The sequence below is a fragment of the Paeniglutamicibacter sulfureus genome (assembly GCF_030512175.1).
GTDB classification, from domain to species: domain Bacteria; phylum Actinomycetota; class Actinomycetes; order Actinomycetales; family Micrococcaceae; genus Paeniglutamicibacter; species Paeniglutamicibacter sulfureus.
Genome location: NZ_JAULBL010000002.1, coordinates 2,680,697 through 2,692,809, shown reverse-complemented (window position 1 = coordinate 2,692,809; position 12,113 = coordinate 2,680,697). Strand labels below are relative to the sequence as shown.

The window sequence follows — 12,113 nt, the reverse complement described above, 5'->3', positions numbered from 1 at the left end:
CGCGGTGCTGTCCGTTTCCCGCGCCGCAAGACCCGGCGCAGGGTTAGGCTTTTGGCTATGTCTCATCGATTCGCGCGCGGCACCGTTGTCCGAAGAAGCGCAGCCCTGTGCGCGGCGTTGCTGCTCGTCTCCGCCTTGGGTGCCTGCGCCCCCGCGCCGCCTTCGCCGGGGCCCTCCGGAAGCACCGCGGCGACGGCTTCAAGCCTCTCCGCTCCCACCGGACAGCCTGCGCCAACCGCAGCTGCGAGCGCGCCGGGGACCCCGCCCAATGCCGCGTCGGCGTCCCCGAAGGACCCTGATTGCCCGGGGGATGAGTGCATCGAGGTGGCCGTGGCCGGCGACATCCTGCTGCACCCGGCCTTGTGGGACCAGGCGGAGGAGGACGGGAAGGGTGCCATGGACTTCGGGCCGCTGCTGGAGGGTATCGAACCGTACCTGGCGGACAGCGACCTGGCGCTGTGCAACCTGGAAACCCCGGTCGCCGCCCCGGGCGGGCCGTTCAAGGGGTACCCCATGTTCAGCGTTCCGCCATCGGTCATCCCAGCCCTCAAGGACGTCGGCTACGACGGCTGCACCACCGCCAGCAACCACTCCATGGACGCCGGCGTGCCAGGGGTCAAACGGACCCTGGATGCGCTCGATGCGGCGGGGCTGGTCTCCACCGGTTCGTACCGCAGCGCAGCCGAGGCCGCGAAGCCGTTGATGGTTGAGGTCGGTACCGCAAGGGTCGCCGTCATCGCCGGCACCTTCTCGCTCAACGGGGTCGCGGAGGATGCTCCGTGGCGGGTGGACGACATCGCCAAGGCCTCGCTGGTCTCCAAGGCAAAGGCCGCACGTGCGGCCGGCGCTGACATCGTCATGGCGGCGCTCCACGACGGGGCCGAATACAGCAGCGAGCCCACCGCATCCCAAATCACGCTGAATCGCTCGCTGGCCGACAGCGGGGAATTCGATTTCATCTACTCCCACCACACGCACTCGGTCCTGCCGATCGAGAAGCACCAGGGCACCTGGATCGTCTACGGACTGGGGAATTCGGTGGCCAAGCACGCAACCAGGACGGTGCTGAACCAAGAGGGCCTCACGGTGAAAATGCAATTCGTGCGCACCGGGAAAAGCTGGAGTCCCGGGAAGCTGGCGTGGGCACCGCACATCATGAAGCAGGACCCGCTGCGGTGGTGCGCGCTGCCCGCCGCCGACGGGGAACCCTGCACCACCAAGCGCCAGGACAGCGCCTCGCTCAAGCGCACCACCGACACCGTGAACTCCATGAACGCACGCACCGATGGCGCGAAAATGTGGTCGTTGCCACAACAGTAGCCGTCCGACGCGCCCGAGAACGTCATCAAAATATTGCCGGAAGGCCGCCCGGGTTTACGCTGAGCTGTCCACGTGCTCCATCGCGGTGCGCCGGCCACCCACCATTGATTTCCACGAACCAGAAAGTGATCCACGATGGCGCCACATATTGGGGTTCTTGCCCTGCAAGGGGATGTACGCGAACACCTGGCCGCACTCGATTCACTGGGCGCGCTGGCGTTGCCCGTGAAGTCCCCGCGCGAGCTGGCAGACCTTGACGGGTTGGTCATTCCCGGCGGCGAATCAACGGTGATCGACAAGCTCTCGCGCATGTACGGCGTGGCCGAGGTGCTCAAGGCCAGGATCGCTGACGGGTTCCCGGTCTACGGGTCGTGTGCCGGAATGATCATGCTGGCCGACACCATCGCCGATCCGACAAGCAACCTCAAGGGCGAACCCCAGCAAAGTTTCGGGGGAATCGATATGGTGGTCAAGCGCAACGCCTTCGGGCGCCAGGTTGACTCCTTCGAGGTGGATCTGGCGATCCGCGGGCTCGAGTCCCTCCCAAGCCAGGACCCGAACCGGGCGACAGCACCGGTGCGGGCGGCATTCATCCGTGCACCGTGGGTCCAAAGCGTGGGTGAAAAGGTGCAGGTATTGGCTAAGGTCCCCGCCGAAAACACGCCCTTGGGCGCGGATGGGCTTCGGGTGGATAGAATTGTTGCAGTACGTTCGGGAAATTTGCTGGCGACCTCCTTCCACCCAGAGGTGGGCGGAGAGCGTCGGATCCACGAACTCTTTATCCAAATGATCAGAGGAGACGCGTAAGCATGTCCGGCCACTCCAAATGGGCTACCACCAAACACAAGAAGGCTATCCTCGACAGCAGGCGTGCCAAGTCCTTCGCCAAGCTGATCAAGAACATCGAGGTCGCCGCCCGCGCGGGCGGCGCCGACATGGCCGGAAACCCGGGCCTTGAACTTGCGGTATCCAAGGCCAAGAAGACCTCGGTCCCCAGCGACAACATCGATCGCGCCATCAAGCGCGGCGCCGGCCTGACCGGTGAGGTCATTGACTACACCGAGATCATCTACGAGGCCCGCGGCCCGCAGGGTTCGGCGTTGCTCATTGAGTGCCTTACCGACAACAAGAACCGCGCTGCCTCCGAGGTCCGCCTGGGAATCACCCGCAACGGTGGATCGATCGCCGATCCCGGATCCGTGGCCTACATGTTCACCCGAAAGGGCGTCGTGGGCCTGCCGAAGAACGGCCTGACCGAAGACGACGTGCTGATGGCAGTGCTCGACGCGGGTGCCGACGAGGTCAAGGAAGCCGGTGAATCCTTCGAGATCCACTCCGAACCCACCGACCTGCGCGCCATTGTTGCGGCACTCGAGGAAGCCGGCATCGCCTACGAGAGCGACGAAATCGAATTCGTTCCCTCGATGCAGGTGGAACTGGATGCCGACTCGGCCCGCAAGTTCCTGAAGCTGGCCGACGCGCTCGAGGAACTGGACGACGTCCAGAACGTCTACTCGAACGCCGACATCAGTGCCGAGGTCATGGCAGAACTCGAACAGGACTAGTCCTCTTCCATGCCCTTAAGAGTGGTTGGCGTCGACCCCGGACTGACCCGTTGCGGTCTGGCCGTGGTCGACGTCGAGCCCAACCGTCGCGCCACGCTGATTGATGTATCGGTGGTGGGTACCCCTCCGGGCACCCCGCTGGACCAACGACTGTTGGCCATCGCCGATGGCATCGATGCGTGGCTCGACAAGCACAAGCCCGACGTGCTGGCCCTCGAGCGGGTCTTCAGCCAGCTCAATGTCAGCACCGTGATGGGCACCGCCCAGGCTTCGGGCGTTGTCATCGTTGCCGCGGCACGACGCAACATCCCCGTCGCATTGCACACCCCCACCGAGGTCAAGGCCGCGGTGACCGGCTCCGGAGGAGCCAACAAGAACGCCGTGGGCAAGATGGTGGCCAAGATCCTGCGCCTTGACGAGCCTCCCTCGCCCGCCGACGCCGCGGACGCCGCTGCCCTGGCCATCACGCACGGCTGGCGCGGTGCCGCATTCGGCTCCGCCGGCGCCGCCGCCTCCGCCTCGGGATCACGTCCCGCGGGCGGGTCTTCGGGCCTGACCCCGGCCCAACGAGCATGGATCGCCGCCGAAGCGAAGGCCCGTTCGGTCAAGGCCCGGTAGCCCGGAGGGCGGCGCCTCGGCGGGAGGCGCCCTCCGAACCTGTAAGCTGTTCGTAGATATATTCGCATGGCTTGCGTGTCCGGGAACCACCGCGCAGCCCGGTACCACGGAGGAATACCCACATGATCAGCACGCTGCGAGGAGTGCCGCAACAGGTCAACCTGAACAACGCGGTCATTGAGGTCGGCGGCTTCGGCATGCTGATCCAAGCCACCCCGCAGACGCTGGCCACCTTGCAGGTGGGCCGCGAAGCGCTGGTGCACACCTCCATGGTGGTGCGCGAGGACTCGATGACGCTCTTCGGCTTTGCCAGCGGGGACGAGCGCGAGGTCTTCGAGGTCCTCACCGGGGTCTCGGGGATCGGGCCGCGCACCGGGCTGGCGATCCTCTCGGTGCACACCCCCGAAGAGGTCCGCATTGCCGCGAGCACCAAGGACACCAAGGCCTTCACCAAGGTCTCGGGCATCGGACCCAAGGGCGCCGAGCGCATCGTGTTGGAACTCAACGGCAAGCTCGTCCCCACCGGGGCCCCGGTGCCGGCAGGCAGCCCCGTGGCCGCCAGGTCCTGGGAACCGCAGGTCCTCGAGGCGCTGACCGGCCTGGGCTGGACGGAGAAGGATGCGGTCAAGGCCCTGGACGCCCTGACCAAGAACGACCCGCAAATCGTTGCAAGTGGCAGCGTGCCGGAAATCCTGCGGGCGGTGCTGCGTTCCCTGGGGCGTGGCAACCGGCCGGGAAACTAGGAGTAGGCCATGGCAGAAACCGGTGCGTTGACCGACGCCGGCTCGGAACCCGAGGAGCGGGTGCTCGAGGCGGCGTTGCGCCCCAAGAACCTGGACGACTTCGTTGGCCAGGCCCGCGTGCGCCAGCAGCTTTCGCTGGTGCTCGAGGCCTCCAAGATCCGCGAACGCACCGCCGACCACGTGCTGCTCTCGGGCCCGCCTGGCCTGGGCAAGACCACGCTGTCGATGATCATTGCCGCCGAGATGAACGCGCCGCTTCGCATCAGCTCCGGCCCGGCGATCCAGCATGCCGGCGACCTGGCCGCCATCCTCTCCTCGCTCACCGAGGGGGAGGTGCTGTTCCTGGACGAGATCCACCGGATGAGCCGCCCGGCCGAGGAAATGCTCTATATGGCCATGGAGGACTTCCGGGTCGACATCATCGTGGGCAAGGGTGCCGGCGCGACGGCGATCCCGCTTGAGCTTCCCCCGTTCACCCTGGTCGGTGCCACCACTCGCGCCGGGTTGCTGCCCGGGCCGCTGCGCGACAGGTTCGGCTTCACCGGCCACCTGGAGTTCTACAGCGTCGAGGAACTCGAGCTGGTGCTGCGCCGCTCGGCGATGATGCTCTCGCTGAAGGTCAACTCGGCGGCGTTCTACGAAATCGCCTCCCGCTCGCGCGGCACCCCCCGCATCGCCAACCGGCTGCTGCGCCGGGTGCGCGACTGGGCGCTGGTGAACCGGCTCGAAAGCATCGACGCCCGCGCAGCCTCCGCCGCCCTGGACATGTACGAGGTCGACGCCCGCGGTCTGGACCGCCTGGACCGTGCAGTGCTCCATGCCCTGTGCACCAAGTTCGGCGGGGGACCGGTGGGCCTCTCGACACTCGCGATTGCCGTCGGCGAGGAGACCGAGACGGTGGAGACCGTCGCCGAGCCGTTCCTGGTCCGCGAGGGCTTGCTCGGGCGAACCCCGCGGGGCCGCATCGCCACCGCGGAGGCCTGGAGCCACCTGGGGCTCCGGATGCCCGCCGATGCCGTATTTGCCGGGCAGGCCAGCTTCGAGCTCGACGCTGACGACGAGGAATAGGTGCCGGCCAACGCCCCGCGCCGGCGCGAGCCTGGATTCAGAGGACATTCGCAGGCCAAAACGCCTGCGCGGTCGGGGTTTGGCCAGAAAGTCCCTATAGTATGGAAAAGCCCACCGGCTGCGCAATTGCGATTGTGCGCGCCGTTGACCATGACTTAGAAACAGGTATTATCTCGTGACCGAAAACGTTTTGGCCCAACCCGCTGCCGGCGGAGCGGCCCCGTTCGACCCGACCATGTTGATCATGCTCGCCGCCTTTGGCCTGCTGATCTTCATGATGATGCGTGGCCGTAAGAAGGCGGCCAAGGCGCAGGAGGAAATCCGCTCCAATCTTGCCCCGGGCGCCGAGGTGATGACCCAGTTCGGTCTCTTCGGCACCATCTCGAGCATCGACACCGATGAAAACAAGATCGTCCTGGAGGTATCCCCGGGCAGCTTCGTCACCGTGCACTCCCAGGTCGTTGCCAAGGTTGTCGCCCCCGAAGCGGCCGCAGCCGACGCCGTTGAGGTCCCGAACGATGCATCCTCGCTGACCTCCGAGCAGGCCGGGAACACCGAAGCCGCCGACGTCGCAAGCCCCGAAGAGACCCTGCGTCGCCTCAACAACGACGACAAGGGCCCCAAAGCCTAAGGGGGCCGTGCCCCCCGGGCACCCCCCTCACCCCCGTAGCAGTGAACGGTGGCCGGATTTCTGTGGGCCAAGGGCCCACAGGTGAGCAACCCGGCCTCGACCGAACTTCACCAAGCGGCCCGGAGCCGCCCCGACCCCCCTGAGGGGGGAGTTGCGGCCGGCTTCGGGTTTTCCGCGGAATCTTCGTCCCCGCGAGGGCGACGGAACAACAGAAAGCCCCACGATGTCATCTACTGGTCCGATCAAGCAGGCGCGTAAATCCCTGCTGTGGCTCGGCGTGATCTTCCTTATTTCGGCAGCCATCCTCATTACCGGCGTGCTGAGCGGGAAGGCAGCATTTGCCCCCAAACTTGCCCTCGACCTTGAGGGCGGCACCCAAATGATCTTGGCCCCGCGAGTTGAGGGCGGTGCCGCGGCAACGCAGGAGCAACTGGACCAGGCGGTGGAAATCATCCGCCAGCGTGTGGACGGCACCGGTGTGTCCGAAGCCGAGATCACCACCCAGTCCGGGCGCAACGTCGTGGTCTCCATGCCGGGCGTCCCGGACACCCGCACCCGCGAACTGATCCAGGCCTCGGCCAATATGGAGTTCCGTCCGGTCATCCTGGCCGGGCCCTTCACGGCCGTTCCCGAGGACCAGCGACTGCCCGAGGCGGAGCTTCCCAAGCCGTCCGCCGAGCCGGAGAACGGTTCGGACCTGAACTGGATCGACGCGGCCCTGTACCAGCAGTTCGAGGCCTACGATTGCCCCGCCGAGCTCGGCCAGGGATCCGAGGAATCGCACGACCCGTCCAAGCCGATGATCTCCTGCGACCCGGACATGGGACAGAAGTACATCCTGGGTCCGGTCGAGGTTCCCGGCGCCGACATTGCCGATGCCTCCTTCGGCATGGTCCGCGGCCAGCAGGGCGCGGTCACCGGCCAGTGGGGCGTGAACCTGGAATTCAACAACGAGGGCAAGACGAAGTTCGCCGAAGTCACCCAGCGACTGGTTGGCATGCAGGGCGCGCAGAACCAGTTTGCGATCGTGCTTGACGGCACCGTGATCTCCGCCCCGACTGCAAACGCGGTGATCCCCGACGGGCGCGCCCAGATCACCGGCAACTTCACCGAGCAGTCCTCCAAGGCCCTGGCCGACCAGCTGAAGTTCGGCGCCCTGCCAATCAGCTTCGACATCCAGTCCGAGCAGCAGATCTCCGCGACCCTGGGTTCGGACCAGCTGCGCAGCGGCCTCATCGCGGGCCTGATCGGCATGGGACTGGTGGCCATCTACTCGCTCTTCCAGTACCGACTGCTGGGCATGGTGACCATCGTGTCGCTGATTGTTTCCGGACTGCTGACCTATCTGGCGCTGGTGCTGCTGGGCTGGTCGATGAACTACCGGCTCTCGCTGGCAGGCGTTGCGGGCCTGGTGGTGGCTATTGGCCTGATCGCCGACTCCTTCATCGTGTACTTCGAACGCATCCGCGACGAACTGCGCGACGGACGTCCGCTGACCTCGGCGGTGGAGATCGGCTGGAAACGCGCCAAGCGGACCATCCTGGCCTCCAAGGCCGTGAACATCCTGGCCGCGGTGGTGTTGTACATCGTTGCCGTGGGCAACGTGCGGGGCTTCGCCTTCACCTTGGGCCTGACCGCAATTGTCGATATCGTCGTGGTCTTCCTGCTCACCCACCCGACCCTGCAGCTGCTGGCCAAGACCAAGTTCTTCGGCGAGGGGCACCGCCTCTCCGGGCTCGACCCGTCGCTGCTGGGAGCGGTGCCGCTGTACCGCGGTGCCGGACGCGTCCGCAGCTTCAGCCCCGAGGCCGAGGCGGCGCGCGGCAAGAAGAACGCCAATGCGGCCTCCGAAGCCGGGCGCCGGCAGACCATCGCCGAACGCCGCAAGGCCGCTACCAGCGTCTCGGCGCCCACCAAGCAGGACGAACCAGCCGGTAAGGATTCTTCAAATGGCTAATCTCGCAACATGGGGCAACGAGCTCTACACCGGCAAGCGGTCATACCCGTTCACCGGACGGCGCAAGCTCTGGCTGGTGCTCTCCGCGGTCCTGGTGCTGCTGGCCATCCTGGTCCCCGTCGCCAAGGGCGGATTCAACCTGGGCATCGAGTTCCGCGGCGGATCCGAGTTCACCATCTCGAAGGTGGAACACACCGAGGTGCCCGCCGGCGAGTCTGCCGTTGTGGCGATCGCCCCGGACCACCACCCGCGGGTCACCAACATCGCCCCGAACACCATGCGCGTGCAGACCGACAAGCTCACCGACGACCAGACGCTGGACGTCGCCGAGGCACTGGCCGGCGCCTACGGCGTCACCAAGGCGGAAGTGACCTCGACCTTCGTCGGCCCCACCTGGGGCGCGGACATCTCCAAACAGGCAATCATCGGCCTCATCGTGTTCGTGGTGCTGGTGGCGCTGCTCATGGCGGCCTACTTCCGCACCTGGAAGATGTCGCTCGCGGCCATCATCGGGCTGCTTCAGGTCGTGGTGATCACCGCCGGGATCTACTCGCTCTCCGGCTTCGAGGTCACACCCTCGGCGATCATCGGCTTCCTGACGATCCTGAGCTACTCGCTCTATGACACCGTGGTGGTCTTCGACAAGGTCCGCGAAAACACCGCGGGGTTCGAGGGGCAGTCCAAGCGCAACTTCGAGGAACTCGTGAACCTGGGCATCAACCAGACCCTGGTGCGTTCCATCAACACCTCGGTGGTAGCAGTGCTGCCGGTGGCCTCGATCCTGTTCATCGGTTCCTACCTGCTGGGTGCCGGCACGCTGAAGGACCTGTCGCTGGCGCTGTTCATCGGCATCATCGTCTCGGCTCTCTCGACGCTCTTTGTCCAGGCTCCGCTCTACTCGCTGCTGCGCGACGGCGAACCGGAGATCGAACGCCACAACAAGAAGATCGAGGCAAGCCGACTGGCGAACGTCTAGTCTTTGCCTGCACACCGGGTTGAACCGGTGCATTGGACGGCGGGGCCCCCGGAGGATGACTCCGGTGGCCCCGCCGTCCGCCGTTGGCCCGGAAGTGCTATAACCTAGCAAGAGGAAGTTGGAGTGGCCTTCGCCGGCGCTGCCCGCAGCGGCACCCGGAACGAGGGCCTGTTTCGACTTCCCGTGAACTTATTGCGGCGCCAGCGCCACGGCGACGGACCCTGATCGAAAAGGAGGCACCCGATGGCCGAGAACCACGGTGTCATGATGCCAGGGGCCCCGAATCCCGCACCCAGGCGCGGGACGATCTCCCGGCTGGTCCGCCTGGCCGGACGCGGGCCCAGTGCCCAGCCCCCGACCCTGGAGCCGTTGCTGCGCACTGTGCGTGCCCAGAACCCCAAGGCGGACCTGGACCTGCTGGCCCGCGCCTACGCCGTGGCCGAACGCTGCCACGAGGGCCAGAAGCGCAAGAGCGGTGATCCGTACATCACCCACCCCGTGGCGGTGGCCACGATCCTGGCGGAAATGGGCATGAACGGGGCGATCCTTGCCGCGGCCCTGCTGCACGACACCGTCGAGGACACCGACTACTCCCTGGAGACCCTCACCCGCGAGTTCGGCGAGGAGATCGCCAAGCTGGTGGACGGGGTCACCAAGCTGGACAAGGTGCAGTTCGGGGAGGCCGCGCAGGCGGAGACCGTGCGCAAGATGGTCATCGCAATGTCCAAGGACATCCGCGTGCTGCTGATCAAGCTGGCCGACCGCCTGCACAACGCGCGCACCTGGCGCTACGTCTCCCCGGAGTCCAGCGCCAAGAAGTCGCGCGAGACCCTGGAGATCTTCGCACCGCTGGCCCACCGCCTGGGCATGAATACCGTCAAGTGGGAACTTGAGGACTTGTCCTTCGCCGCCCTGCACCCCAAGGTGTACGAGGAGATCGTGCGCATGGTCGGGGAACGGACCCCCGAACGCGAGAAGTACCTGGGCACGGTGCGCAGCGCCATCGCCGAGGACATCGCCGCCGCCCGGCTCAAGGCCGCCATCAGCGGCCGGCCCAAGCACTACTACTCGATCTACCAGAAGATGATCGTGCGCGGCAAGGACTTCGATGACATCCACGACCTGATGGGCGTGCGGGTGCTCGTTGACACTGTCAAGGACTGCTACGCGGTGCTGGGGTTGATGCACGCGCGCTGGACCCCGCTGCCGGGGCGGTTCAAGGACTACATCGCACTGCCCAAGTTCAACCTGTACCAGTCGCTGCACACCACCGTGATCGGGCCCGACGGCAAGCCGGTGGAGATCCAGATCCGCACCCACGACATGCACCAGCGCGCCGAATACGGTGTGGCGGCGCACTTCAAGTACAAGCACGGCGCCGCTTCCGACGGCCGCTCGGTCGAGGAACAGGACATGGACTGGCTGCGCAGCCTCATGGACTGGCAGAAGGAAACTTCCGACTCCAACGAGTTCCTGGACTCGTTGCGCTACGAGATCAACACCGCCGAGGTCTTCGTCTTCACCCCAAAGGGACAGATCATGTCCCTTCCCGTGGGATCCACGCCGGTGGACTTCGCATACTCGGTGCACACCGACGTCGGCCACCGCACCATCGGCGCGCGTGTGAACGGCAAGCTGGTGCCGCTGAATTCCGAGCTCCACCACGGTGACATGGTGGAGGTCTTCACCTCCAAGGCAGAAAACGCCGGACCGTCCCAGGACTGGCAGGGCTTCGTCAAGAGCGCCCGCGCGCGAAACAAGATCCGCCAGTGGTTCACCAAGGAGCGCCGCGAGGAAGCCATTGAGAAGGGCAAGGAGCAGCTGACGAAGGCGCTGCGGAAGAACAACCTTCCGCTGCAGAAGCTGATGACCCACGACGTGCTTTCCGCCGTCGCCCAGGAGCTGCGCCACCACGACATTTCCGCGCTCTATGCGGCAGTCGGCGACGGGCACACCTCCGCGCAGAACGTCATCGAGCACCTCACCGCACTGGTCGGCGGGGAAAACGGCGGCGTCGCGGAGGTGCTGGAGGAAACCCCCATCTACGCGGTGCCGGGACGGTCGGTCGATTCCGACGCCGGGGTCATCGTCCCGGGCGCCGGAGAGGTGCTGGCCAAGCTGGCACGTTGCTGCACGCCCGTGCCGCCGGACCCGATCCGCGGGTTCGTCACCCGAGGCTCCGGGGTGTCGGTGCACCGGACCGACTGCGTGAACCTCAAGCAGCTCGAGGAACAGCCCGACCGGCTGGTAGAGGTGCAGTGGGCGCCGACGAAGTCCAGCGTCTTCCTGGTGGAGATCCTGGTCGAGGCGCTGGACCGCAAGTCGCTGCTCTCCGATGTGACGCGTGTGCTCTCCGAGAACCACGTGAACATCCTGGCCGCCAGCGTCTCCACCTCGCGCGACCGCGTTGCGTTCTCCCGCTTTGCCTTCGAGATGGGTGACCCGAAGTACCTCAGCCACGTGCTCAATGCCGTGCGCCGGATCGACGGTGTGTACGACGTGTACCGCACCTCTGGCGGGACCCGCCGCTCCTAGCCGCCGGTCCCGGCTCGAACGGCTTCAGCCCGCCGCGGGCAGCTCCGTGTCCATCAGGCGGGTGATGGCCATCAGCGCGCGGCGCCGACCCGGCCGGCGCACCTGCGCGTTGATCTGCTCGAACATCTCCCGGTACCCGCAGCGCAGGCGGGCCGAGTCGTTGATGGCGGCCAGCACCGGCAACGATTCGCGCAGCTCGGAATTGAAGGCAATGTCCATCGCCGTGCGCAAGGGCGAGGTGACGGCGATGCCTCCCACCGTGCAGATCTGGTCTTCGTCCATGGCCCCTTCGCTCAGGCGCAGCACCATCCGCGGCGTTGGCGCGCAGGGCCGGTGGTAGCGCGGCACCACGATGTCCAGTTCGCGCGGCATCGGCGCGCAGCCATAGACCCATGCCGCCGTGCACTTGCACAGGGCACGGCCGGGCACCAGTTGCTCCCCGGCCACCGCGGCGGCCACCCGCGCGCGGGTCACTGAATTGTCCGGGTGGGCGGCGGAGACGTAGGCTCCGGGAAGCATCTCGCGCAGGGAACCGCGCAGCCTCAGCGCCTGCAGCTCGTTGAGGGTGAACGGCGCATCGACGAGGATGACTTGCAGGGCGCCGAGGACCGGGGCCGGTTGCAGGAGTTGTGGTTCGGCCGGTTCGCTCCGGGGGATTGTACGTTCCATTCCCCCACTCTCACAGGCGAGGGTGCCAGGT

General features: G+C 66.3%; 11 protein-coding genes. 10 read left to right on the top strand and 1 reads right to left on the bottom strand.

Annotated elements, in window-relative coordinates:
- Positions 1-57 precede the first annotated feature (57 nt).
- The 10 genes from Q2T94_RS18875 to Q2T94_RS18830 all read left to right on the top strand — a co-directional run bounded on the left by Q2T94_RS18875 (position 58) and on the right by Q2T94_RS18830 (position 11,413).
- Entirely contained in the window at positions 58-1,320 is a 1,263-nt protein-coding gene (locus Q2T94_RS18875; protein ID WP_302266155.1) for a CapA family protein, read from the top strand.
- A gap of 135 nt (positions 1,321-1,455) precedes the next feature.
- Positions 1,456-2,127 (top strand): pyridoxal 5'-phosphate synthase glutaminase subunit PdxT, encoded by a 672-nt coding sequence (gene pdxT / locus Q2T94_RS18870; RefSeq protein ID WP_302266154.1) that lies wholly within the window; start codon positions 1,456-1,458, stop codon positions 2,125-2,127.
- A 2-nt stretch (positions 2,128-2,129) separates the two neighbouring features.
- Complete coding sequence (locus tag Q2T94_RS18865; protein ID WP_264268990.1) at positions 2,130-2,885, top strand: YebC/PmpR family DNA-binding transcriptional regulator; 756 nt, start codon at positions 2,130-2,132, stop codon at positions 2,883-2,885.
- Between the two features lie 9 nt (positions 2,886-2,894).
- Positions 2,895-3,503, top strand: a complete 609-nt coding sequence (gene ruvC / locus Q2T94_RS18860; RefSeq protein ID WP_302266153.1) for a crossover junction endodeoxyribonuclease RuvC — start codon at positions 2,895-2,897, stop codon at positions 3,501-3,503.
- A 122-nt stretch (positions 3,504-3,625) separates the two neighbouring features.
- Positions 3,626-4,246, top strand: coding sequence for a Holliday junction branch migration protein RuvA (gene ruvA, locus Q2T94_RS18855; RefSeq protein WP_264268988.1), 621 nt, complete (start codon positions 3,626-3,628; stop codon positions 4,244-4,246).
- A 9-nt stretch (positions 4,247-4,255) separates the two neighbouring features.
- Positions 4,256-5,314: a Holliday junction branch migration DNA helicase RuvB gene (gene ruvB / locus Q2T94_RS18850; protein WP_302266152.1), complete on the top strand. Its 1,059-nt coding sequence runs from the start codon at positions 4,256-4,258 to the stop codon at positions 5,312-5,314.
- A 175-nt stretch (positions 5,315-5,489) separates the two neighbouring features.
- Positions 5,490-5,945 (top strand): preprotein translocase subunit YajC, encoded by a 456-nt coding sequence (yajC, locus tag Q2T94_RS18845; RefSeq protein WP_302266151.1) that lies wholly within the window; start codon positions 5,490-5,492, stop codon positions 5,943-5,945.
- 223 nt (positions 5,946-6,168) lie between these two features.
- On the top strand, positions 6,169-7,902 hold the full coding sequence (gene secD, locus Q2T94_RS18840) for a protein translocase subunit SecD (RefSeq protein WP_264268985.1): 1,734 nt from the start codon (positions 6,169-6,171) through the stop codon (positions 7,900-7,902).
- The gene (gene secF / locus Q2T94_RS18835; RefSeq protein WP_264268984.1) at positions 7,895-8,878 is read left to right on the top strand and encodes a protein translocase subunit SecF; all 984 of its coding nucleotides are present in this window, start codon (positions 7,895-7,897) and stop codon (positions 8,876-8,878) included. Before secD ends, secF begins: the two co-directional genes overlap by 8 nt.
- Positions 8,879-9,121: 243 nt before the next feature.
- A complete protein-coding gene (locus Q2T94_RS18830; RefSeq protein ID WP_302266150.1) occupies positions 9,122-11,413 on the top strand; it encodes a RelA/SpoT family protein in 2,292 nt (763 codons plus the stop codon).
- A 24-nt stretch (positions 11,414-11,437) separates the two neighbouring features.
- On the opposite strand, the gene Q2T94_RS18825 is transcribed toward Q2T94_RS18830, so the two are convergent.
- Positions 11,438-12,082: a type IV toxin-antitoxin system AbiEi family antitoxin gene (locus Q2T94_RS18825; protein WP_302266149.1), complete on the bottom strand. Its 645-nt coding sequence runs from the start codon at positions 12,080-12,082 to the stop codon at positions 11,438-11,440.
- Positions 12,083-12,113 lie beyond the last annotated feature (31 nt).